Consider the following 24,139-nt stretch of genomic DNA (forward strand, 5'->3'; position numbering starts at 1 on the left):
TCACGAATAGGTTTTCGACTGAAAGTTGCTTTTCAACATGACTAATGCGAGCATTAGGTACGTTTCTCATCTGTTACAAAAAGGTTCATTTTACCTTGAATACCACACCTGCGACACAATCTGCCTCTGCTTATATTGAAAAAACCACCCGACTTAGCCGTTATGTGCGCAATTTACTCATCAGCGCACCCTCTTTACGCGATGACTTGCTGGGAAAATTAGCCAATGCCTGGACAAAACCTGAAATGGAGACATTTCTCTCAACTTGTCCGATTTCCGATGAAAAAAGCCTGAAAAAAGCTTTGCGGGATCTGCGCAAGGCCGTCATGTTACGTTTACTTACTCGGGATTTAAACGGACTAGCCGATCTGCAGGAAGTGATGAACACCATGACTGCAATTGCAGAAGTCACTACAAACTGTGCCATTCATCATCTAAGTCATTGGTTAAAGTCGCAATATGGCGATCCGATCGGTGCTGAAAGCGGCGAGTTGCAGACATTCATTGTTGTCGGCATGGGAAAACTGGGGGGTGGCGAACTAAATGTTTCTTCGGATATCGACCTGATATTCATCTATCCGGAAGAAGGCGAAACCACCGGACCCAAAAAATTAAGCAACCACGAATACTTTACCCAACTTGGCCGTAAACTGAACAACGCGATCAGCGAAATAACTGAAGACGGCTACGTATTCCGGGTAGATATGCGTCTGCGCCCCTATGGTGAGAGCGGTTCGCTGGTTGTCAGCTTTGCCATGCTGGAAAATTATTTCATCACTCAAGGCAGGGAATGGGAACGCTATGCCTGGATCAAAGCTCGGATTATTAGCGGCGATCACATTGAAGAACTAACGCAACTGGCCCGTCCTTTCATATTTCGCAAATATCTGGATTTCGGTGCATTTGCATCCATGCGGGATTTACACGCGCAAATTCGACGCGAGGTGCAGCGGCGAGAGCTTTCCAACAATATCAAACTCGGGCCAGGCGGGATTCGTGAGATAGAGTTTACCGCTCAGGTGTTCCAGTTGATTCGCGGCGGAAAAGTAGCCGAATTGCAAATTCGCCCGACGCTTAAAGTTCTACAACTTTTGGATAGTCGCGACTTGCTTTCTACACAGGCAGTGACCGAACTCAGTGAGGCTTATGTTTTTTTGCGTGACCTTGAACATCGGTTGCAATATCTGGACGACGCACAAACCCAGACCTTACCTGAAAATCCAACTGATCAGGCTATCATCGCCGAAGGCATGGGATTTGCTGATTACGATAGTTTTCTACAAGTTTTGAATAGTCATCGCAACAAGGTTTCACGCCATTTTGATCAAGTATTCGCAGCGCCACAAAGCACGCAGGAAAGCCACCCCCTGGCAGCTTTATGGAGCGGATTGGAAAATGGTGAAAGCATATCCATACTAGCTGAACTCGGTTATACCAATCCGGAATCCATACAAAATCGATTGCATCAGTTAAAGCACAGCAGTCGCTACAATCAGATGCCGGATGCCAATAGAACCCGTTTTGATGCCCTCATGCCGCCATTAATTGAAGTGTCCTCCGGATTTACCAATCCGGATCAGACTCTGGAGCGCATTTTAGTCTTACTGGAAGGTGTCAGCCGCCGCGAATCTTATCTGGCGCTGTTGCTGGAATACCCGCAGTCACTCAATCAGGTTGCCAAAATATGCAGTGCGAGCCCTTGGGCTGCTGACTACCTGGCTCGCCAGCCTATACTACTGGACGAATTACTGGATACGCGACTGCTCTACCAGGCGCCGGATTGGGGCAGCCTTAAAATAACGCTACAAAAACAGATGGATGAACAAGCTGGCGATGTCGAAAGGCAAATGGATATACTGCGACAGTTCAAGCATGCGCAGGTATTTCATTTTCTGGCACAGGACCTTGCAGGATTACTCCCCCTGGAACAACTCAGCGACAATTTGAGCGACCTGGCTGACTTGATACTCAGCGAAACTTTGCGCGCCTGCTGGAAAAATCTCACACGCCGACACTGCGATGTACCGCAGTTTGCCATCATCGGCTACGGCAGGCTGGGTGGGAAAGAATTGGGTTACGCTTCCGATCTGGATATTATCTTCCTCTACGATGATGAATCGCCCGAAGCGCCGGAAATCTATGCACGCCTGGCGCAACGCATGAATTCCTGGCTAAGCAGCATCACATCCGCTGGCATGCTCTATGAAACCGATTTGCGTCTGCGCCCTGACGGTGCCAGCGGACTATTGGTCAGCTCGGTCGTTGCCTTTGAAACATACCAGAAATCAAAAGCATGGGTATGGGAACATCAGGCGCTTACCCGCGCACGTTGGGTGGCCGGCGACAGCAATGTTGGCAAGATATTTGATCGGATCCGTTGCGAGGTGCTGAAACAAACCCGTGATCGAAGCAAGCTCGCACAAGATATTATCGAAATGCGACAAAAAATGCGGGATAGCCATCCCAATACCAGCGGTTTATTCGATATCAAGCACGACCGGGGCGGTATCGTCGATGTCGAATTTATCGTCCAGTATCTGGTATTGGCCAATGCATCCCAACATGCTGACCTGACACGCAACATAGGCAATCTGGCCCTGCTCAAGTTATCCGGTGAATTAGGCTTAATTCCTGATGATCTGGCAGAATCTGCTCGTGACGCTTACCGCCAGTATCGTCAATGGCAACATCAGTTAAGATTGCAGGGAGCAAAATACGCCCGATTGGAGCAAGAAAAGGCAGCTGAATATAGCACTTCCGTGCAAAAGCTTTGGAATACTGTTTTTGGAGGCTAAACCGCCCTGCCTTCTCCCAAAAAATACGATACAATATCCGTTTTAGAATAGAGTTTCGGAGTAACAATAATGTCGATGGCCGACCGCGATGGTTTAATTTGGTATGATGGAAAAATGGTTCCCTGGCGCGAAGCGACCACCCATGTGTTAACCCATACACTGCATTATGGAATGGGCGTGTTTGAGGGCGTTCGTGCTTACAAGACCGACAAAGGCCCGGCTATTTTCCGCCTGAAAGAGCACACCGACCGTCTGTTTCGCTCAGCGCACATTCTTGGCATGAAGCTGCCGTTTGACAATGAAACCATCTACAAGGCACAGCTTGCTGCTGTCCGTGAAAACAAGCTGGAATCCGGCTACATTCGCCCGATGGCATTTTTCGGCCCGGAAGCCATGGGCATTTCCGCAAAAACCCTGAGCGTACACATGATCGTCGCAGCCTGGCCGTGGGGTGCTTATCTCGGCAAGGAAGCGCTGGAGCATGGCATTCGCGTCAAGACCTCTTCCTTTGCACGGCATCATGTCAATATCACCATGTGCAAGGCCAAAGCCAATGGCAACTACATGAACTCCATCCTGGCGCATCAAGAAGCAGCCACTGATGGCTATGATGAAGCTTTGCTGCTGGACGTAGATGGTTTTGTTGCTGAAGGTTCCGGAGAAAATGTCTTCATTATCCGTAACGGCAAGCTCTATACGCCTGACCTGACTTCCGCGCTGGAAGGCATTACCCGCGACACCATCGTGCAACTGGCTGGCGAAATCGGACTGCCAGTGGTAGAAAAGCGCATTACGCGCGATGAAGTTTACAGTGCAGATGAAGCCTTCTTTACCGGCACGGCTGCTGAAGTAACACCTATCCGCGAACTGGATAACCGCAAGATCGGCAATGGCGACCGCGGGCCACTGACAGAAAAGCTGCAAACCATGTATTTTGATTGCGTAACCGGCAAAGCCAAGCACCATATGGACTGGCTGACGTTGGTCTAACCAATAAAATGCAATAACATAGCCCCTGACTTCCATGTCGGGGGCTCAATCAGTAGTCAATTTGAATGGACAGCTGTTTCAGGCACCTCTGGAACGACCGTGGACTGCCCAGCATTACGTTGGGCATTTTGATGTAAATTCTTTTTGCAAGAATCAACAAATTCAGGTTAGGAGCGAACGTGTCAGTCAAAGCCCCAGTAGAAAACAAGCAACGCTACATAGAAGTTTCTGCAGACGATCTTCCGCTTCATTGCCCTACGCCGGAAATGGTACTATGGAATGCACACCCAAGAGTATTTCTGGATATAGAAACAAAAGGGGAAGCGCTATGCCCCTACTGCGGTACTTTCTATAAACTTAAAGGCGGCCCGGCGTCCTCGCACCATTAGTGCCAATATAGGGAATCAGTGCTGTACAACCAAACATTGATTCAGAACAACATGCAGTCCGCGTACCGCTATAGTCAGCAACACTTAACCCAAGTTCACATCAGTTTACTGCCCCGTAAATTACCGTTTGTAAGCTTATGCCAAAAATCCTGATCATTGCCCCCTCCTGGGTTGGCGACACTGTCATGGCGCAGCCCTTATTCAAACGGCTCCACGAACGTCATGCCAATCTCACCTTGGATGTTCTGGCTCCGGCCTGGACACTTCCCCTGCTTCAACACATGCCAGAAGTGCAGGACGTTATCGCGAATCCTTTTAATCATGGTGAATTAAAACTGGGCGCTCGATATCGTCTGGGAAAATCCCTCAGAAAGCGTGGCTACGACCAGGCCATCATATTACCGAATTCACTAAAATCTGCGCTCATTCCCTTTTTTGCAGGGATTCCACTGCGCACTGGCTTTGTCGGCGAAATGCGGCTCGGCATCGTCAATGATGCGCGGCATCTGGATGAAAAAGCTTTACCGCTGATGGTAGAACGTTTTGCGGTGTTGGCCGAAGAAAAATTTGCGCCGCTACCCCGTCCGTTACCCGCCACTTCTTTGCTAGTCAATGCAACTGAGCAAAAACAGACACTGGCGAAATTAGCTCTTTCCCCACAAAAACCGGTAATGGCTTTTTGCATCGGGGCTGAATTCGGTCCGGCTAAACGCTGGCCTGTTTCCCATTTTGCCGAATTAGGAAAGATGCTGTCAGATCACTATGAAGTTTGGTTGATCGGCTCACACAAAGATCAGGCAATCGGAGATGAAATACAGCAGCTATGTGGCAGTAATTGCAAGAATCTATGTGGAAAAACCGGCCTGAGCGATGCGATTTCCCTGTTGGCAAGCGCTTCGCTGGTGATTAGCAATGATTCTGGCCTGATGCACGTTGCCGCTGCCTTGAACAAACCCATGATGGCGCTTTATGGTTCATCCAGCCCGGGTTTCACACCACCGCTTTCTGATAAAGCACACGTCATCAGCCTGAATCTCTCATGCAGCCCTTGTTTTAAAAGAGAATGCCCTTTAGGGCATTTCAACTGCATGAATCAACTCACACCAAAGAATGTTTTAAAAGAAATCGACAAGGTAAAGCTTGAATAACGCATTGTTCTGTTCAGGCAGTCTATATCTAATATCTACAGCTTTTATGACCGCAGAGGCGCGGAGACACTGAGAGAAAAGGCACTTCTAAACTACGATCTTCTCCGCGCATCTGCGGTAAACTGATTCCGGTAAACACCCATAAGTACCTTCCCTGTGGCAAAGCACCTGCCTTACCAGGCAGCTCACCTACAGCAAGGCTTCTTTCGATATGCCATCCCGTTTAAGCATATAGCGCAAGTGCTGCAATGCCTCCAGTTGTATCTGCCTCACGCGTTCACGGGTGACACTCAAACTTTCTGCCAGCGCATCCAGCGTCCATATTTCCAGACCACTCAACCCATAACGCCTTTCTATCACCCAGCGCTGGCGGTCATTCAAATGCTCCAGCCAACTAGATACATAACCTTCCACTTCAGCCGTATGCAGTAACGCTGCAGCATTATCGGCATTGTCATCCGGTACAGCATCACTGATGGAGAGTTGGTTATCGGATAATGGTGCATCCATAGAGGCAATGCGTTCATTAAAATGGAGCATTTGCTGAACATCTTCAACAGATTTCCCGACAAGATCAGCAATATCCTCTATTTTTGGGTCAGCATGACCATGAGATTCCAAATGCTGTTTTGCGCGCAGACATCCATTCAGCTCCTTGATGATATGTATTGGCAAACGAATAGTGCGAGACTGGTTCATGATGGCACGCTCTACATTCTGGCGTATCCACCACGTAGCATAGGTTGAAAAACGAAAGCCGCGGGATGGATCAAATTTATCCAATGCATGCATCAAACCCAGATTACCTTCTTCGATCAAATCCAGAAATGGCACACCACGGTTCAGATAATGCTTGGCAATATTCACCACCAGTCGCAGGTTATGTTCGATCATTTTTTGTCGCGCATCGAAATTTCCCGCTTTAACTTCCAGAGCCAAAGCCATTTCTTCCTTTGCCTTCAGCAATTTATTACGCCCAATTTCCTGTAAGTATATTTGCGTGACGTCTGCATGATAATCACTTGGTAAATTATCAGCATCCTCTGCAATATCTATCAAATCAAAGCCAGTACCTTCATTCAAAATAGCATCAGCCACCAATTCCAAATCTTCTTCATGTGAAATTTGTCTCATGATTCTGTCCTTCAGAAAATAATTTTTATTTGAATAAGCGCAAACAGGTTTCTATGATGTTTTACACCCCATTTTTTGTTGCTCATGCTCTGCTTAATATGAAAAAAGAATGGCTATAAAAAACACTGAAAAGATCAAATTTGTAGCAATGTTTTAAAAATTCAGGCAGCTAACTGGACGGATTTTATGGGTAAGAGCACATCAGCCTGCTCAGGAAATTGGCTATCAATAAATTGATTAACCAAATTTTCAATACGGAAGTTTGCCGGCACATACCATTCATATTGCGGCTTGTAAGCACTGCATAACCTGAGCCCTTTTTCTTTCTCGAGCCACAGCAGAAAATTTGATGCATTAGTTATAAAATCTTCATTGCTCTTCATATTGAACACCTCTTAAAAGAAATGAATGGATGACTGCAATGTTATGGAAAATCAGGGAGGCTGAATGTCAGGGAAATCGGTATTATGCTGTAAGGCACTGCTGAATTTTTGTAAGGGAATCCCTACAAAGAATTAAGGATTACACTAGAAGGATTTGTATAACACACTGAAATGAAATGAAGTACCTGCTTATTTGAAGAGTGCATTTTCCATCGCGTACTGAATCAGTTCTACATTGTTGCCGATATTTAATTTTGTCATCAGACGATGCTTATGTGTGCTGACTGTTTTAGGACTTAGAGAGAGTTCATTGGCGATTTCACTGATCAGCATACCTTCAGCAATCATTCGAAATATCTGAAACTCACGGTCAGAAAGCGTTTCATGGGAAGGGGTAGACTTGAACGGATCTATCTCATAGGCCAGTTTTTCAGCCAACACACGACTGATATGCTTACCCCCGGCCGCAACGCGCCGAATGGCTGAAACCAGCAATTCTGAAGCACTATCCTTGTTCAGATAGCCGGAAGCGCCTGCTTTTAAAGCCCTCACTGCAAACTGGTCTTCCTGATGCATGCTGAGCACCAGAATGTTAATTTCAGGCTTCTTCTCTTTGATCCGTTTGATCAAATCAATCCCGCTCAAACCAGGCATAGACATATCCAGCAACACCACATCCCAATGATCTTTACTAATTGCCTCCAGCGCTTCCTGCCCATTCTGCGCTTCGCCGGCCACTTCCATATCGCTATTGGCTGAGAGTATTTGCTTCAATCCGGCACGCACAATGGCGTGATCATCTGCCACAAGAATTTTCATGATGCCTTTTTTTCTTTCTTTCCCATCGGAACCACAACAGTCAGAGTGGCCCCCTTGCCAGGAGAACTGTCCAAGCTCAACTCGCCACCCATCATAATGGCGCGCTCTCGAATCCCGGTCAGGCCAAAGGATTTTCTGTTTGCCATACGCTTTCCTTCATCCACACCAATGCCATCATCTTTCACTATCAAACATAACTCGTTGTTTTCATGAATCAACGATATTTCCACCCTGCTGGCTCGAGCATGCCTCGCCACATTGGTAAGTGATTCCTGAACAATACGAAAAATCCCCGTAGACACCTCATCAGGCAACTCCAGATCCTCTTCGTTTGTTTCAAAAATACAATTCAGACCCACGTGCTTGATATATTCATCAATGAGCCATTCCAAAGCAGGTACGACACCCAAATCCAGCACTGCAGGCCGCAAATTGGTTGCTATATTCCGGACAGACTCCACTGTTCTGTTGATTAAATTCATCATAGAAGACGTTTTACGCAGTAACAAGGGAGAAACATCATTTAAACTTTCACTCAACATTGCCACATCCATCTTTAGTGCCAGCAAAGCTTGCCCCAATTCATCATGAATTTCGCGCGCCACTTTTCGTCTTTCTTCCTCACGCACCGTTTCATGATGAGTACAAAGATCACGCAACACCTCCTTGGAAAGCCTCAACCTCTCCTCGATAAGCATGCGTTCAGTCAAATCAACCAATATTGAACGGCACACTTCACCATTTTTAACTGATGTATTTGCCAGACTGGTGATATTTACGGTTCGTATCTGCCCTTGCCTGCTCTTGACTTTAATTTCATCGGTTACTTCAACTGGCAAACTGTGGACATTCTTTAAATGCCTGGCAAACACGGGCACGCTTTCAGTATCCAGCCAATGATGAAATGATTCCCCTAACAACAAAGCTCTCTCCCGACCAAGCAAAGTCGCACCTGTCAGGTTAATATCCTTGATGATGCCATGCTGGTCCAGCGTGACATAACCAACCGGTGCAAAGTCATAGAGATCAGCATACCGGTCACGTGCAAGTTCTAAAACATTCTGCATTTCCCGCAATTCCTGATTTTGCGCTTCCAGTTCGGTTTGATGTACCCGAAGCTCATGCGCCATCATGCAATATTCATTGGAGCTTTTAATCTCATTCAACTCAGTTGTAAGCAAATGAATCTGTTCAATCAACTGAGCCTTGCTGAATTTGCTGTAAGCATCCATCCACACCTCTTAATCTAAATTAAGGTACACAAAAATGTATTGAATAGCGCCGGGTATACTCCACAACTTGCATTACTGCGCGACTATTGCGCAACCTCAATCTGCATCAGCACCAGTGGCGGTCGTTTATCTCCCGTTGCAATCAAACGACCGCTGATACTGACCTTCTGAACACCAACGTGTTCAAATTTGTGTTCAAGCGTAAAATTGTCGAAGAAAGCATTTTTTTCCACCACGTTTTCCAACGCAGTGCGTAATTTTGGAACGCCCCACTGGCCATTACCCAAGTGATAAAGCAAATTTCCTACAGTGTCTTTGGGTAGGACTTTAAACGTCTCATAATAGGCAGTGCTGGCAGAAACAACACGCATATCCTTATCCAGTACCAATAAGGGATGACGCATGGCAGAAACCACCGCTTCAGAAAAATCCCGTGCTTCAGTGGCCAGTTCATAGCCACGCTTCATTTCATCAACATCAATAAAGGTAATGATTGCCCCATCTATCTTGTTATCCATTGTTTTGTAGGGACGAATACGAACCGCAAACCAATGCCCATCAACATCCTGAAGCGTTATTTCCCTGGGGCTCACACTATCAATCACGTCTGCAACAACTTGTTCAAGATTCAACCCGGCAAAATTCGGCTTGATATTGCCAATTGGCCTGCCGATATCACTGGCAATCAGATTCAGTACTTTTTCTGCAAAGGGTGAGAATCGCCGAATACGAAAATCACGCCCAACTATCACGATAGGAATATTAATGCTGGTAATCAGATTATTCAGATCATCATTCACCAGACCGAGTTCAAGGTTCCGGCTTTCCAGTTCTTCGTTTACTGTAGCCAATTCTTCGTTTACCGATTGCAGTTCTTCCTTTGCTGTTTCCAGCTCTTCGTTAATACTCTGCAATTCTTCATTACTGGACTGAATTTCCTCATTGGCAGACCGCAATTCCTCATTGGTACTTTCCTGCTGCTCGATGACTGATTGCAAGTAGGCTTTCGTCGCTGTCAGTTCCCGTTCCATTTCATCTTTTTGCTGATCCGCTACGGCACTGGATTTTGTCGATTTAGCTTTCGAAACAGTCTTATCGATTTTTTCTTCGGGAACTTCCTGGAACACCACTAAATAGTATCGCCCATTACTCGCAGTGGCTTTGAACGGGAACACTTCTATATTTACCTTGCATTCGACAGGGCCTCTCTTGATGCGTACACCTTCCTTACGCACCTGAGCATTCTCCTTAATCGCTTGGGTTAAAGCACTATGCAGATCAGGCAAAAGCCCTTCACGAGCCATTTTCAGCAAACTCAGGCTAGCCTGGCCAGGTGCTGGCTCCAGATAATTTCCGGTATGCCCCCGAAATTGCAAAATTTCCATATCATCATTCACAATCACGCCCGTAGGGCCATACCGTTCCATGATCATGCGATCAACAGACATTTGAATTTCATTAGCCGCCCAGGAATACACCGGTTCAATATTTCTCGTTTCAGCAGCAGGCATCACACCTTGTGGAGCTGGCATGGAAAAATCATAATGCAGGGGAGAACCAACGGATTTTTTGGCATAAATTTTATGTTTATTCTCAACCAGCCTGAACAAATCAGCTGAGTCGCCTATGGTTTCAGCCGTTCCAAGTACGAGAAATCCTGTGGGTTTAAGCGAATAATGAAACAGGGATAATGCTTTCTTTTGTAACAATTGCCCCAGATAAATCAACAAATTACGACAGCTCACCATATCCAGCTTTGAGAATGGCGGATCTTTAACCATGTTCTGCTTGGCAAACAAACACATATCACGAATGGATTTATTGATCAGATAGCCAGATTCCACTTGGGTAAAAAACCGCCTTAACCTTGCAGCAGAAACATCCTGCACTATGGCTTCTGAATACACACCGGCACGTGCTTTTTCCAAAGCAATATCATCAATATCAGTTGCAAATATCTGTATCTGTGCAAAGCTGGCTGAATCCCCCAAAAACTCCAGCAATGCCATCGCAATGGAATAAGGCTCTTCACCCGTAGAGCACCCTGGGACCCATATACGAATAGCCATTTCAACCAAACGATCCTTACTGGCAATTGCTGGAAACACCACTTCCTTTAATTGCTCAAACAGCTCTGGGTCGCGGAAAAATGAGGTCACATTGATCAGCATATCGTGGTACAAGGCATCCACTTCGGCAGGATTTTCCTGCATATAACGGACAAAATCAGACAATTTATCCAGCTTGTGCAAAAGCATACGCCGCCTGATGCGCCGATGAATGGTGGTCTGCTTATAATAGGTGAAATCAACACCTGTATGGCGGCGCAACAAGATATAAATTTTGTTAAGCTCTTCATCTCCCTGAGGGAGTATTTCAAGTGAATCGATTCCTTTTATATGTGAGACATAGGGATGGCGGGCAATCCGCATCAGTTCTTTTGCGATCTTTTCTGGCGGCAATATAAAATCGACGCAACCCGCTGAGATTGCACTGTGGGGCATACCGTCATATTTTGCCGATTGCTCATCCTGCGAAAAAGTAATCCCCCCTTCGGCTTTTATCGCTTTTAGCCCCAACACCCCGTCGGACGCAGTACCAGACAAAATCACGCCAATGGCGTTACCACCCTGATCTTCCGCCAGTGACCGAAAAAAATAATCAATAGACAAATGTTGTCCACGGTTCTGGGAACGTGGCATCAGATGCAAAATACCGTGCAGAATAGCCAGATTAGCGTTAGGGGGTATTACATAGACATGATCTGGCGCTATCACCGTACCATCTTCTACCTCTGCGACCGGCATGATGGTTTCCCTGGACAACAGCTCCGTCAATGCACTGGCATGGTGTGGGTCCAGGTGTTGCACAAGCACATAAGCCATGCCTGTTTTCGGATGCAGACTTTGCAGTAATTTGGAAAACGCCTCCAGCCCCCCCGCTGATGCACCTACCCCTACAATGGGGAAAGCAAGATCCGTATTTTCCAAAGGTTCTTTTAGCGGTGTTTTACGTTTGGAAACTGGGGCAGATAAGCCTGAGCTTTTGGAAGTCTTGGTTGACAGCTTTTTTTTCTTGACTGTTGCAACTTCAAGAGGTGTTGCTTGAAGGGAAGGAAGCTTTTTTTTAGTTGCCATAATAATAGATGATCACGGTTTTATTAACGCGTGTTTCAACGCATTCAAGAGAATAAAGAGTGAGTTTAAAATATCAATTTCAATGATATAGCACTCATCCACCCTGTGCCAGACAATTCAGCAACTGCTCAAAGTACTCGTCACTAACGCCGCTGCAATAACCTGAAACGAAAGTCATGATGATTTGATTGGCTTTTTACGGGACCAGACAAATCTTGCACAGCACTCCCCCAGCAATAAATCTCTTGAAAACAGAAAAAATTCCCCTAAATCCTGTTATTTCTTGTTTTTTACAAAGCTTGCATATTCTTCAGCAGATAGCGGGTGACTGAGATAGTACCCTTGAATTTCGTCGCACCCACTCTCCCTTAGAAAAGCTAATTGCGCTGCGGTTTCAACACCTTCTGCAATCACTCTTAATTTCAGTTTTTTCGACAAGCTTACAATTGCAGAAATAATGGTTGCCGCTTCATTACTGGTTATAACATCCCGTACAAACGGTTCAGCAATTTTTAATTTATGGATTGGCAAGCGAGCCAGATAGCTTAGGGACGAAAAACCCGTGCCAAAATCGTCTACTGAAAGTTGCACCCCCATTCCTTTTAATTGGCTTAACACTTCAATGATGAACTCGGGATTATGCATCACAGCGCTTTCCGTGATTTCAAGCTCGAGACTGCCTGGATCCAGCTCCGTTTCTTTCAATGCATTGATGATAATCTGCGCAAAACCACTTTGATTCAATTGTATTGGGCTGACATTGACTGCCACGGGTACCAAAGATAAACCCGATTTCTGCCACAACTGAATCTGGCTGCATGCAGTATGCAATACCCATTCAAATATTTGCTCAATCAGCCCTCTGTCTTCTGCAAGGGCAATGATCTTGCAAGGCTCCACCCAGCCGAATTCCGAGTCATGCCAGCGTAACAACGCTTCCATGCCAATAATGTTGCCAGTTTGGATTTCCATTTGTGGTTGATAGCGAAGCTCCAGCTTGCCTTGCCTCAAAGCCAGCCTTAATTTGGATTCCAGAGTCATGTTTTCTAGTGCCAGTGAATTCATTTCCGGCGTATAAAATTTAAAATGCTGATGAGGTGATTTTTTTGCGTGATACATTGCCGCATCAGCACTTCTGATTAACGTTTGCATATCCGAACCGTCATCCGGGTAAATACTGATACCAATACTTGGCATGATTTTGAATTGATGTCCTTCAATGATAAATAACTGCGACATTGACTGCAGAATATTGTCCACTGCAATGACTGCATGCTCACCGCCATTTAGATCTGGCAACAGCACTATGAACTCATCCCCTCCCAACCGCGCTACCGTATCTACTTTACGCACACATTGCATCAGCCTGTTCGCAACCTCTTGCAGCAACATATCTCCTACCGCATGACCAAATGTATCGTTAATTGGCTTAAACCGATCCAAATCAAGAAACAGCACACCGACTTGAGTATGATTGCGCTGGGCCGTTGCCAAAGCCTGGGCAACCCTGTCTTCCAACAAGGTACGGTTGGGCAACCCTGTTAAAGAGTCAAAATTCGCCAGAAAACGGGCGCGCTCCAGCGCTTTACGCTGCGAAATGTCTATTAATGCTGTCCGGCAAATGGCTGTGTGGTTTGCACCTTGATAAATGGAAATGCTTTCCATGCTGACTTCTGTAGGGGCAAGATTCTTACACTTCAAACGGACGTTATCTACCATCTTTTCTTGCGATGAAAATACACGCTGAAGATGCGCATAAAATATAGGCATAGAGTCTTTTTCAACACATAAGCTGAAAGGTTTTCCCAACAAAGCCGAACGTTCGTCACCGAGCATCCTGGCAGCGGTAAGATTAATTTCTTCTATATTACCTGCAGAAGTAAGACTGACATAACCAACGGGAGAGAAATCGTACAAATCAGCATAACGGTCTCTGGATTCACTCAAAAGCTGCTGAGCTTCAAGTAGTTCCTGATTTTGTACCTCCAGTTCAATTTTATGTACATACAAATCATGAGAAACCGCCTGCACTTTTTTAGCCTGCGCCTGTAGCTCTTCCACTTCAGCCGTGAGTATTTCCAGCCGGGCAATCAATTCTGTTTTTTGAAGCTTTTTGAATTCCAATGGAATTTTCCTTCCCGTCCACTATTGCTTCGTTCAATCAACCAATGTCAGGCTTAATCAATCGCGCAATACTTGTCATTAGCGTAATTTTAAACATCATTCCTGCACTATTAAATATATGTATAACCACTTTGATTTTCAATCTGATTTCAGCCTTAATTCAGATTTAAATCACCTATTTCAGTCATTTTATGGCGAAGTAAAAATATTTCATCATGTATTGCAGAAGGAAATTCTAGAAACAATGCAAAGATAGCGCAGAATGCGCTATCTAGAATAATTAACCCGCTCAACAGGTTGAGATGGAATTCGAATGAAAGCTATGTAGCAAGTTCGTTGATTTGTAACAATTCCGAGATAAAAGTGGCGCAATTTTCTTTTGGCATAGGTCGACTAAAATAATAGCCTTGCAGCCTTTCAACACCCATCTCGCGAAGAATATCGGCTGTTTCGCTGTCTTCAACGCCTTCCGCCACCAATATCTGTTGCATGGCATGCCCCATATCAACAATCGTTTTCACCAGCACTCTGCCTTCTGGTGTCTTGATACGTCGCACAAAAGAGATATCAATCTTGATTTCATCAAACGGTAATTCATGTACATGAGACAGGGAAGAAAACCCTGTGCCAAAGTCATCCAGCGACAGAGAAAAACCAGCATCAGCCAGCTTCTGCAAATGGCTTTTAGCTTGATCAACCCCTTGCAAGGCAATGCTCTCGGTAATTTCCAGGATAATTTGCCCCGGATTCATGCCATAACCTTGCACCATGGCTACGATCATTTCATAAAAGTCATTCGAGACCAACTGACGCTTGGATACATTCAGCGCTAGTTTCAAGTTAGCGCATACGCCGCTGCATTTACTAAAGTGGTTAAGCGCCTGTTCAAACACTTGCCGCCCTACCTCGTTGATCAACCCCAGGTTTTCAGCCAATGGAATAAAAATTGCCGGGCTAACCCATCCATATTTTTCATCATGCCAACGCGCCAACGCTTCTACACCCACTATATTCCGATAATTAGTAGCATCCATTACAGGTTGATAGTAAACCTGCAGCAAATTTTGTTTAACCGCAGCAGCAAAGCGTGCAGTCATCTCCGAATCTTCATATCCCGGCGCGCTGGCTTGCATTTCACCAAACATCTGAATATTGTTTCTGCCTTGTGATTTAGCATAAAACAAGGCTTTGTCAGCCTGTACCAGGAGATCTCCACCCGTTTCGGCATCATCTGGAAAAATAGCAATACCGATACTCAGCGTAACAAAAGTATCGCTGTACATTTTTTCCAGGTTGACCTGCAATTTCTGCATTAACCCATTGGCTACTTTACGTGCAATTTCAGCATCTTGCATTAAAGGCAACAATACAACAAACTCATCCCCGCCCCAACGTGCCAACACGTCAGACTCCCGCAGACTCGCCCGCAAAATACTGCTCACATCAACCAATAACTGGTCTCCCGATTTATGACCATGCAAGTCATTAATCTGCTTGAAATTATCCAGATCGATAAAAAAAATGGCGAATTTTGTCTGAGCAAAATTTGAATGACTGATTTCTTGTGCGATGCGCTCGTCCAGGTACACCCGGTTAGGCAAATTGGTCAGGGCATCATGCATTGCCATGTGACTGATACGCTTCTCCTGCATGTGCGCTTCTGTTACATCCCTCAGCACACCCCGAATACCCTGCACTATTCCTTTTTTCTGGTGCAGAGCAAATTTTCCTTCAACCCAATGCTCATGCTGATCATCTCGCATCATGCGGAACCGCATGTTTACAGTGCCACCATCACCTTTGAGCAACTCTTCCAGCAAGCTTTCCAGAGCCACTTTGTCATAGTTATTTAAAAGTGAAGTAAAGGGCCGTCCAAGATAACTGAATTTGTCATGATCTTCATTACCGAGTAATTTAAACCAGTGATCTGACAGAAAAACCAGTTTTCCATCTTGAGAGAGTTCGATCACGACTTCATTCAACAATTCCAAGGTGTCGGAATAGGCTGCTTTTGCCTCTGCTTCCGCATTTGCCTGGCTCAAGCTTCTGATTTCATCCAGCTCACTGCGGAAATGCAGTTTTTTCAACAGCTTTTCCATGATGCAAAATTTGGTTATTCCGGATTGAAACAGATTGATGCCGACAAAAAACAATATCGACAGCCAGATCCATAACCACTGAGGCTGTAAATAAATCAAAGCGCCGTTGCCCAGAATAAATCCGCCCACCAACGTACGGATTGCTGGCTCGATATATGTCCGCTTAATCATTTTATATTTTTAACTTGACAAAAATTTTCCCCTGTTCAATTTATAACATAAAATTAAATTTATTATCAATAAATTTAATTTTATCAATCAGTTGAATTAGAACAATTTTATAAATTCAAGGCGTACAGCGACCATACCAGCCTGAGTAGGTCTATGCCTTCAGTAATTACAAGGTACGGGAGTAGCGGGGTTTAATTTCAACGGGTTGTTTGAGATAAGCGTCAAAACTCATTGCAATATTGCGCAGGAACATGCGCCCCGTTTCGGTCACACGGATAAACGCTGGATTTAACTCAATCAATCCGTCCGCCTGCATTTCTGCAAGATCAGTGATTGCATCTTCAAAATAAGTGTCAAATTCAATCTCCCACCGCCGCGAGAATTGTGCTTTATCAATCTCTAAATCACTCATGATGGTGACGATGGCATCCCGTCTTATCCTGTCGTCGAGCGTAATGCGCAACCCTCGTTCTGTCGCCAACGCACCCTTATAGATAAGGTTTTGATACTCAGCCAGATTTTTGGCATTTTGCACATAAACCTCATCCGTCTGACTGATTGCTGACACGCCAAAAGCGTAAATATCACAGTCTTTATGCGTGGTATACCCCTGAAAATTACGATATAGGGTTTTGCTTTGCTGAGCTTTGACCAGCTCGTCACCAGGTTTGGCAAAATGATCCATCCCTATATAAACATAGCCAGCCTGATTTAATTTCTCGAGCAATAATTGTTGCAATGCAATGCGGGTGGGTAAATCTGGCAGATCCGATTCCTGGATCAGTTTTTGGTGTTTCTTCATCCACGGTACATGCGCATAACTGAACACTGCCAGTCGGTCTGGCGCCATATCAATAATTTTATCCAGTGTTTCTGAAAACCCTGCCACTGTCTGGTGTGGCAGGCCCACCATCAAATCCATATTGATACTTTGAATTCCTGCCTCACGCATCCAGCCATAAACCTCGCGGATGAGTGATTCTGACTGCACACGGTTTACCGCCTGCTGAACGTTATCCTGCAATTCCTGCACACCGAGACTCAAGCGATTAAATCCGCTTTCGGCCAGTGCGATAACGTGTTCACGGGTTAATTCACGCGGATCAACCTCGCAACCGATCTCTGCCGCCGCATCAACTTTGAATTGTGAACTGAGATGTATAAATAATCGGCGAATATCATCAGGGTGTAAATAAGTAGGTGTTCCACCACCCCAATGGATTTGACGCACAGTACGGTCTGGCGCTGTCAGCGCAGCTATACTGTCAATTTCCTTGAACAGATATTCCAGATAGGCAGTGGCCTTTGTGTAATTTTTTGTGGCCACCATATTGCAACCACAGTAATAGCACAATGTATCGCAAAACGGCACATGCACATAAAGCGATAAGTCTCGCCCGCTGGACTGGGTTTTCTGCAACTCTTCCCGCCAGGCCTGTTCGCCAAAAGCCTCACTGAAATACGGCGCTGTGGGGTAAGAGGTATAACGTGGCCCGGGCTTACTGTATTTTTCTAATAATGCGGCAGCAAGTTCCATGATGGTTAACCATGTCAGTTAAAAAGATAATCTTATCCATTATAGCCTTCCTGAACAAGAGTTACTAATACAGAACCCAAGCAGAACAGTGTCATACAACACATTTATTAATTTATTATGTAAGAAAATTGCAATATACTTCTTCTTCGTGTCTATATTTTTTGATTGAGTTTATTCTTTGCCTTACGTAACCATACAGCCGCCCTATTTCCATCTAATCCCTATCCGGGCAGAAGGACTGTATGAGCCCGGGTAATACAAATGCTAGCAAGCGTGCGCATTTATCCCTGTTGCTGGCGTACCTGAATGAATCCAACGATGCTGTGTTTGTGATAGATAGCTGCATGCACTTGTTAATGTCCAATAAAACATTGGCTAACTGGCTTGCCGACTCTTCTTCCCACGCGAACATCGCATCCAGGTTAATCGGGATCGAAGAAAGCATCGTACAGTTTTCCTTACAGCTACAAGCTGCCCTGGCTGGCACTTCACCCCGATTTGAATGCTTGATTCGTCCAGAGGGTGGACTGCCGCGCTGGGTGGAAATTTCCCTGAACAGTGTCAATATCCCTGATCATGAAACTGAAATATTAGGGGTTGTTCGTGATATCAGTGTTCACAAATCAGAAGTAACGCAACTTAAGCACCAGGCTATCCATGATGAATTAACCGGACTGTTGAACCGGCGTGAGTTCACCCGCAGGCTGCAATTTCTGATGAGCGAATCGAATCTTGTCCACCACACCCTGCTTTATCTGGATCTGGACCAGTTTAAAATAGTGAATGATACTTGCGGTCATATAGCTGGCGATGAACTATTGAGTCAACTGGCTGCCATCATTCAGAAACAAATGCGAACGACAGACACGCTGGCTAGACTTGGTGGCGATGAATTCGGGGTGATATTCGAGAATTGTGCACAAGAAGTTGGGATAGTAAAAGCCTCTGCCATATTAGATGCGATCAGCAATTTTCAATTTGACTGGGATGGCAAACATTTCAAAATCGGGGTGAGTATCGGTGTCGCTTCCATCACGCCCAATAGCGATGGCAGTGAATGTGTACTCAGCTCAGCCGACGCTGCGTGCTACGTTGCGAAAGAAAAAGGGCGAAATCGCATTCAGGTTTTTGCAAGCGATGAAGAATGCTCTTTCCGCCGCAGGGAAATGGATTGGATTTCCCGTATCACCGATGCCTTTGAGGCTGACCGCTTCCGCCTCTATTATCAGCATATTTTGCCCGTCACATCAGGCTATGCCTGTTATGAACACCATGAAATATTGCTGCGCATGCTGGATGATGGAGGCAACCCCATCCCCCCGAGTGAATTTATTTTAGCCGCAGAAAAGTACCATTTGATGCCGCTCATCGACCGTTGGGTAATTCGCACATTATTTGCTCACAAATCCCGTTGTTTGATGAACGGTGAGCATTATGGGGATGGTCAAAGCGGGCCGCTTTGTTCTATCAATTTGTCTGGTGCAAGCCTGAATGACGATTTTTTCCTGGATTTTCTCAAAGATCAGATTATTGAACACGATATTCCACCCCATCTGATCTGCTTTGAAGTGACCGAAACTGTTGCCATCAACAATCTGACAAAAGTAGCAAAATTCATGAGTGAATTGCGCGCAGACGGTTTTAGATTTGCTCTGGATGACTTTGGCAGCGGTATGTCTTCCTTTGCCTATTTGAAATCTTTACCCGTAGATTTTCTCAAAATTGATGGTTCAATCATCGTAGACATGGCAAATAATAATACTGATTACCTGATGGTCGAAGCTATCTACCAGATTGCGAAAGCCATGAAAATACAAACCATCGCTGAGTATGTTGAAAATAACAGCATCATGGACAAGCTCAAACTGATAGGCGTGGACTTTGCTCAAGGTTATGAAATTCACACACCGGAATGCCTGCACTAGATAGCCACGTTGGCAAGAAACCAAGCAAAACCTTGGTATAGTTCAAATGATAGTATAAGATTTAAGAGATAAACTTTCGTTACGACGGATTAAACTCATGGATCTTGTATTTCCTACGCCTCAGGAGGCCGAAGCCGCTTTCTATGAGGCTTTTCAATCAGCCAACTTAGAAGCGATGATGGCCGTATGGGATAATGATGCAGATATCACGTGCATTCATCCTAATGGCAAGCGGCTGCAGGGTCGCACGATGATTCTGGAAAGCTGGCAGCACATTTTTGCTAGCGGCGTTGAAATGCGCTTTGAAATTAGCGATGCACAGTACATTCAAACAGCGCTCACCTCTATCCATACAGTGCATGAGTATATCTACATGAATGGCGATCGCCGACGCCGTGATCCGGTTATTGCCACCAACATTTACCGACTGACTAACCAGGGGTGGCGCATGATTCTGCACCATGCATCCCTTACTCCTGACACAAGTAATGCGGTAGAAATCAACACTCCTTCTTCGTCCACTATTCTCCATTGAGCCAGGAATCGTTCAAAAGCGCGTTTTGGCTACCTGGCGGGCATCTTCAGACCATTTATCCCTATTTTTTCATACCCTTTCCCCCCTTGATTTATCGCCGGGAAAGACTTGAAACACCTGATGGGGATTTTATTGATCTGGACTGGCTGGATGGCCCGCCTGATTCACCGCTGGTTGTCTTGTTTCACGGACTGGAGGGCAGCTCGCAAGGACACTACGCCAAAAGCCTGATGCACAATCTACGCCAGAAAGGCTGGCGGGGGGTGATACCGCATTTTCGTGGCTGCAGCGGCGAACCTAACCGCCTTCCCCGCGCTTACCATTCGGGCGACTCTGCTGAAATTGACTGGATATTGCGACACCTTCGCACATTAAATCCCAATAATGCACTTTATGCTGCAGGTGTTTCATTGGGGGGTAATGCGCTACTGAAATGGCTGGGGGAACAAGCAGGAGAAGCATTGTCCATCGTAGATGCTTCCGCTGCTATTTCAGCGCCGCTGGATTTAGCGACAGCAGGACAAGTACTGGATCAGGGTTTCAACAAGGCGACATATACCCGGCATTTCCTGAAAACGCTCAAGCAAAAAGCTGAACACAAATTTCATCTGCATAATATGCAGGTGAATCACACGGCTATTCAGGCAGCTGCCACTCTATACGCTTTTGATGATGCGTTCACTGCACCACTCCATGGTTTTAAAAATGCGGATGATTACTGGCTGAAAGCCAGCAGCAAACCTTATCTTCCATATATTCAAGCGCCAACATTGGTGATTAATGCGCTGAATGATCCCTTTATGCCGGCTTCATCCCTGCCTGCATCCGATGAGGTGAGCAAGATGGTAACCCTGGAGTATCCCGCAGAAGGCGGTCACGTTGGATTTGTAAGCGGCCCTTTTCCGGGGAATTTAAACTGGTTACCACAAAGAATCATGGCATTTTTTGAGGGGGTCGCTGAGCGGCGTATAATGTCAGATTAGGCTTGCAGGTCAGCTTTTTACGCCCTGCTTCCCTGCTGCTGCCAAACGTGCAATATACAAAGACACAGCAAATCCTGCAGCCACCCATACGAACACAGCCATGCCTGGCCAGATACCAAAATGGTCAATCTTTTCAGATAATGTGGGTATAAACAGTCTTGAAATACCCATGAATGCTACGAACAGACTCACACTCCCAATGGCAAAACTCATCACGCGGGAGGCAATCACGGCACGATTATTGGACTGCCTGATAAAGCGGGCAGTGAGTATGCCGTTTACCCCATCTGAAACAATCATGCCACAGGTGAATACAATGCCTAATGCAAACGCATAGAGTTCACCTGAAACCTGGGTAGCTGCAAGAGAAAAGAAAGCTGCATTGCTCATGGTATCGAACGACAAGGCAAACAACGCACCAATACCCAACACAATGGCCGGGTGTCCGGATTGTATACGCATCCAGCTCTTTAGACCGATGGGTCTGGCCAGTGCGTCTTGCCGGTTAAACGCAGCATATAAATTCAGCCCACCTAATGCGAGCAGTGTCAGAATTGAAACTGCTGCGCCAAACCCCTCCAGCCAATCAGGTAATGTTATCCGGGAAGGCATCAGCGCAATAGCCCCTGCGACTACCGTTACAACCACACCATGACCTATAGAAAACAACACGCCCGCCCATTTTGCCAGCCAAGGTTTGGTCGCGGCATTAAATCGTGAAAGACCATCAATAGTGGCCAGGTGATCCGGGTCCAGACCATGCTTTATGCCGAACGCAAAGGCTAGTGCAAACAAGGCGTAGACATCATGGGGTAGTGCCTGCATGATTCCTCCAAAACCAGAATGGCTGTGCTTGTTCTGCTACTTGACAGATTCACTACGCCAGCCGCATCCAACACGTCAAATTCCGCGTTTTTATCAAACCGATTGAGTTGCTGCCACATCCTGCATCAAACCATGGGTTTCTATAAAGCTGATAATCGTATTCAGTCCATGCCCGGTTTTCAAATTGGTAAACACAAAAGGGCGCTCGCCGCGCATTTTTTTCGAATCCCTTTCCATCACTTCTAATGATGCACCTACCATGGGGGCAAGATCAATCTTGTTAATCACCAACAGATCCGATTTGGTTATGCCGGGTCCGCCCTTACGCGGTATTTTGTCACCGGCCGCCACATCAATCACGTAGATCGTCAGATCAGACAGTTCAGGGCTAAACGTTGCCGAAAGATTATCGCCGCCACTTTCTACAAATACAATTTCCAGATTCTGGAAAGACCGAGTTAAACGATCTACCGCTTCCAGATTAATGGAGGCGTCTTCCCGAATGGCCGTATGGGGACACCCCCCTGTTTCCACCCCAATAATCCGCTCCGGTGCCAGCGCCTGATTACTCACCAGAAATTTTGCATCTTCTTCAGTATAGATATCATTCGTGACAACGGCGATGTCGTATTTATCCCGTAATGCCCTGCAAAGGGACAATGTCAGTGCTGTCTTGCCTGAGCCAACAGGCCCGCCAATACCGACGCGTAATGGTTGAGATGACTTCATGAATTTCCTCGTTTCAAGATCTGAAAAGTCTGCTGTATTGTGTTTCATGCTGACTACTGACTATCGCCAGCATCGGGCTAAAATTACTCAGTTCATTATCTTCAAGCTTCATGGCACTTTCAGCCAGTTCCGGCAATTGCTTTCCCAGGTTTGCCAGTATGCGCTGGCCGGCAACCTGGCCAAGAGGAACCGTTTTTAATGCCGCACTGACCTGATTTTCCAGCCAACTCCACAAATAGGCATTCACAGATGCAGCTACCGGAATACCCCATGCTGCAGCGGCCAGACTGAATGCACAGGGAAACGAAACATCGGATTTCTGGCGTAAAACTGTAACGTGTTCCTGAGGTAAGTCATCCATCTTTTCAAGCAATCGTACCAGCGAAAATCCCATCTGCAGGGTTTCCGCACGCAATTCAGACGTTTCACGCGAGGTAATAAAAAAATCATTCCAGTAGAGCGCCTGATCTACATCCTGCTGTTCCCAGGCCTGCTGCATTCTTGCCATCAGTGGCGCTTCAAACCTTGCCATACTGGCAAGCAGCACTTCACCAATCCACTCCCTTGCTGTATCGGCATCATGAACGAAACCTGATTCAATGGCGAATTCCAGCCCTTGAGAGTAACTGAATGCACCCACCGGCAACATCGGACTGGATAGTTGCAGTAATCGTGGCAGAGCCAACAGAGGCAATTGTGTCATGCGTTATTTCCAAATAGATGTATCAGCCCACCATGTGCTTCGCCATGATGCTTGTGTCCACCACCATATGCGCCAGCTTCCGGCTCAAACGGCGCCTGTTCTTCTGTCACTTCCGCCCCCAGACCATTCAGCATATCTGCCAGCACATGATCGGCCCCCAGACGTAACCAGCCATCACCTACTTCAACAGGTACATGGCGGTTGCCCAGATGATAGGCTGCGCGAATTAACTCAATAGGGGAACTGCAGGTTACCTTCAGCACTGTTTCAGGCGCAGCTACCACCTTGATCACTCTGCCATCGTTTCCCTTTAAATAATCTCCTCCCCTCAGAACTGCCCCTCGCTCCAGAAAGAGCCCTACTTCTTCACCTGAAGCTAGCCGCGTTCGCAAGCGGCTTTTCTGGCGCAGATCAAAAGGGAGCACCAGTTCTTCATCATGATGTGCCTGAGGTTCACAACGTGTTTCAACGATTAACATAA

Annotated in this window: 19 protein-coding genes; 7 read left to right on the forward strand and 12 right to left on the reverse strand. The window is 46.0% G+C overall.

Annotated elements, in window-relative coordinates; all coding sequences use genetic code 11:
• Positions 1-95 precede the first annotated feature (95 nt).
• The 4 genes from glnE (at position 96) to waaF (ending at position 5,322) form a co-directional block, all read left to right on the forward strand.
• On the forward strand, positions 96-2,795 hold the full coding sequence (gene glnE / locus EDC63_RS10340; RefSeq protein ID WP_223248302.1) for a bifunctional [glutamate--ammonia ligase]-adenylyl-L-tyrosine phosphorylase/[glutamate--ammonia-ligase] adenylyltransferase: 2,700 nt from the start codon (positions 96-98) through the stop codon (positions 2,793-2,795).
• A gap of 69 nt (positions 2,796-2,864) precedes the next feature.
• Positions 2,865-3,785 carry a branched-chain amino acid transaminase gene (locus tag EDC63_RS10345; RefSeq protein WP_189836516.1) on the forward strand — a complete coding sequence of 307 codons (921 nt, stop codon included), beginning with the start codon at positions 2,865-2,867 and terminating at the stop codon, positions 3,783-3,785.
• Positions 3,786-3,964: 179 nt separating this feature from the next.
• The gene (locus tag EDC63_RS10350; protein ID WP_124946740.1) at positions 3,965-4,174 is read left to right on the forward strand and encodes a zinc-finger domain-containing protein; all 210 of its coding nucleotides are present in this window, start codon (positions 3,965-3,967) and stop codon (positions 4,172-4,174) included.
• A 137-nt stretch (positions 4,175-4,311) separates the two neighbouring features.
• Entirely contained in the window at positions 4,312-5,322 is a 1,011-nt protein-coding gene (gene waaF / locus EDC63_RS10355) for a lipopolysaccharide heptosyltransferase II (protein ID WP_124946739.1), read from the forward strand.
• 189 nt (positions 5,323-5,511) lie between these two features.
• Here waaF and rpoS read toward each other — a convergent pair whose 3' ends face one another.
• The 8 genes from rpoS to hemN all read right to left on the reverse strand — a co-directional run bounded on the left by rpoS (position 5,512) and on the right by hemN (position 17,958).
• A complete protein-coding gene (gene rpoS / locus EDC63_RS10360) occupies positions 5,512-6,456 on the reverse strand; it encodes an RNA polymerase sigma factor RpoS (protein ID WP_124946738.1) in 945 nt (314 codons plus the stop codon).
• A 161-nt stretch (positions 6,457-6,617) separates the two neighbouring features.
• Positions 6,618-6,839, reverse strand: coding sequence for a hypothetical protein (locus EDC63_RS10365; protein ID WP_124946737.1), 222 nt, complete (start codon positions 6,837-6,839; stop codon positions 6,618-6,620).
• A 189-nt stretch (positions 6,840-7,028) separates the two neighbouring features.
• Positions 7,029-7,658 (reverse strand): response regulator, encoded by a 630-nt coding sequence (locus EDC63_RS10370; protein ID WP_124946736.1) that lies wholly within the window; start codon positions 7,656-7,658, stop codon positions 7,029-7,031.
• Positions 7,655-8,890, reverse strand: coding sequence for a PAS domain-containing sensor histidine kinase (locus tag EDC63_RS10375; RefSeq protein WP_124946735.1), 1,236 nt, complete (start codon positions 8,888-8,890; stop codon positions 7,655-7,657). Before EDC63_RS10375 ends, EDC63_RS10370 begins: the two co-directional genes overlap by 4 nt.
• Positions 8,891-8,973: 83 nt before the next feature.
• Positions 8,974-12,027, reverse strand: coding sequence for a chemotaxis protein CheB (locus EDC63_RS10380; RefSeq protein WP_124946734.1), 3,054 nt, complete (start codon positions 12,025-12,027; stop codon positions 8,974-8,976).
• A gap of 276 nt (positions 12,028-12,303) precedes the next feature.
• On the reverse strand, positions 12,304-14,151 hold the full coding sequence (locus EDC63_RS10385) for a putative bifunctional diguanylate cyclase/phosphodiesterase (protein WP_132920927.1): 1,848 nt from the start codon (positions 14,149-14,151) through the stop codon (positions 12,304-12,306).
• A 320-nt stretch (positions 14,152-14,471) separates the two neighbouring features.
• Positions 14,472-16,421: an EAL domain-containing protein gene (locus tag EDC63_RS10390; RefSeq protein WP_124946732.1), complete on the reverse strand. Its 1,950-nt coding sequence runs from the start codon at positions 16,419-16,421 to the stop codon at positions 14,472-14,474.
• Between the two features lie 166 nt (positions 16,422-16,587).
• Positions 16,588-17,958, reverse strand: coding sequence for an oxygen-independent coproporphyrinogen III oxidase (hemN, locus tag EDC63_RS10395; RefSeq protein ID WP_124946731.1), 1,371 nt, complete (start codon positions 17,956-17,958; stop codon positions 16,588-16,590).
• 242 nt (positions 17,959-18,200) lie between these two features.
• Between hemN and EDC63_RS10400 the strand changes: the two genes are divergently transcribed.
• The 3 genes from EDC63_RS10400 to EDC63_RS10410 all read left to right on the forward strand — a co-directional run bounded on the left by EDC63_RS10400 (position 18,201) and on the right by EDC63_RS10410 (position 21,401).
• Positions 18,201-19,883 carry a putative bifunctional diguanylate cyclase/phosphodiesterase gene (locus EDC63_RS10400; protein ID WP_124946730.1) on the forward strand — a complete coding sequence of 561 codons (1,683 nt, stop codon included), beginning with the start codon at positions 18,201-18,203 and terminating at the stop codon, positions 19,881-19,883.
• 97 nt (positions 19,884-19,980) lie between these two features.
• The gene (locus EDC63_RS10405; RefSeq protein WP_124946729.1) at positions 19,981-20,418 is read left to right on the forward strand and encodes a YybH family protein; all 438 of its coding nucleotides are present in this window, start codon (positions 19,981-19,983) and stop codon (positions 20,416-20,418) included.
• Positions 20,415-21,401, forward strand: coding sequence for a hydrolase (locus tag EDC63_RS10410; RefSeq protein ID WP_124946728.1), 987 nt, complete (start codon positions 20,415-20,417; stop codon positions 21,399-21,401). Before EDC63_RS10405 ends, EDC63_RS10410 begins: the two co-directional genes overlap by 4 nt.
• A 9-nt stretch (positions 21,402-21,410) precedes the next feature.
• On the opposite strand, the gene EDC63_RS10415 is transcribed toward EDC63_RS10410, so the two are convergent.
• From EDC63_RS10415 to ureE, 4 genes are all read right to left on the reverse strand, one after another.
• Positions 21,411-22,226 (reverse strand): HoxN/HupN/NixA family nickel/cobalt transporter, encoded by an 816-nt coding sequence (locus tag EDC63_RS10415; protein WP_124946727.1) that lies wholly within the window; start codon positions 22,224-22,226, stop codon positions 21,411-21,413.
• Between the two features lie 93 nt (positions 22,227-22,319).
• Positions 22,320-22,955, reverse strand: a complete 636-nt coding sequence (gene ureG, locus EDC63_RS10420) for an urease accessory protein UreG (protein WP_132920928.1) — start codon at positions 22,953-22,955, stop codon at positions 22,320-22,322.
• A 13-nt stretch (positions 22,956-22,968) separates the two neighbouring features.
• Positions 22,969-23,658 carry an urease accessory protein UreF gene (locus EDC63_RS10425; RefSeq protein WP_124946726.1) on the reverse strand — a complete coding sequence of 230 codons (690 nt, stop codon included), beginning with the start codon at positions 23,656-23,658 and terminating at the stop codon, positions 22,969-22,971.
• Positions 23,655-24,137 (reverse strand): urease accessory protein UreE, encoded by a 483-nt coding sequence (gene ureE, locus EDC63_RS10430; protein WP_124946725.1) that lies wholly within the window; start codon positions 24,135-24,137, stop codon positions 23,655-23,657. Before ureE ends, EDC63_RS10425 begins: the two co-directional genes overlap by 4 nt.
• Positions 24,138-24,139: the final 2 nt, after the last annotated feature.

Source organism: Sulfurirhabdus autotrophica (assembly GCF_004346685.1).
GTDB classification, from domain to species: Bacteria; Pseudomonadota; Gammaproteobacteria; order Burkholderiales; family SMCO01; genus Sulfurirhabdus; species Sulfurirhabdus autotrophica.

Coding starts and splice junctions, on each gene's coding strand:
- EDC63_RS10345 (WP_189836516.1), top strand. CDS start 2,865: ATGTCGATGGCCGACCGCGATGGTTTAATTTGGTATGATGGAAAAATG.
- waaF (WP_124946739.1), top strand. CDS start 4,312: ATGCCAAAAATCCTGATCATTGCCCCCTCCTGGGTTGGCGACACTGTC.
- rpoS (WP_124946738.1), bottom strand. CDS start 6,456: ATGAGACAAATTTCACATGAAGAAGATTTGGAATTGGTGGCTGATGCT.
- EDC63_RS10365 (WP_124946737.1), bottom strand. CDS start 6,839: ATGAAGAGCAATGAAGATTTTATAACTAATGCATCAAATTTTCTGCTG.
- EDC63_RS10370 (WP_124946736.1), bottom strand. CDS start 7,658: ATGAAAATTCTTGTGGCAGATGATCACGCCATTGTGCGTGCCGGATTG.
- EDC63_RS10375 (WP_124946735.1), bottom strand. CDS start 8,890: ATGGATGCTTACAGCAAATTCAGCAAGGCTCAGTTGATTGAACAGATT.
- EDC63_RS10380 (WP_124946734.1), bottom strand. CDS start 12,027: ATGGCAACTAAAAAAAAGCTTCCTTCCCTTCAAGCAACACCTCTTGAA.
- EDC63_RS10390 (WP_124946732.1), bottom strand. CDS start 16,421: ATGATTAAGCGGACATATATCGAGCCAGCAATCCGTACGTTGGTGGGC.
- hemN (WP_124946731.1), bottom strand. CDS start 17,958: ATGGAACTTGCTGCCGCATTATTAGAAAAATACAGTAAGCCCGGGCCA.
- EDC63_RS10400 (WP_124946730.1), top strand. CDS start 18,201: ATGAGCCCGGGTAATACAAATGCTAGCAAGCGTGCGCATTTATCCCTG.
- EDC63_RS10405 (WP_124946729.1), top strand. CDS start 19,981: ATGGATCTTGTATTTCCTACGCCTCAGGAGGCCGAAGCCGCTTTCTAT.
- EDC63_RS10415 (WP_124946727.1), bottom strand. CDS start 22,226: ATGCAGGCACTACCCCATGATGTCTACGCCTTGTTTGCACTAGCCTTT.
- ureG (WP_132920928.1), bottom strand. CDS start 22,955: ATGAAGTCATCTCAACCATTACGCGTCGGTATTGGCGGGCCTGTTGGC.
- EDC63_RS10425 (WP_124946726.1), bottom strand. CDS start 23,658: ATGACACAATTGCCTCTGTTGGCTCTGCCACGATTACTGCAACTATCC.
- ureE (WP_124946725.1), bottom strand. CDS start 24,137: ATGTTAATCGTTGAAACACGTTGTGAACCTCAGGCACATCATGATGAA.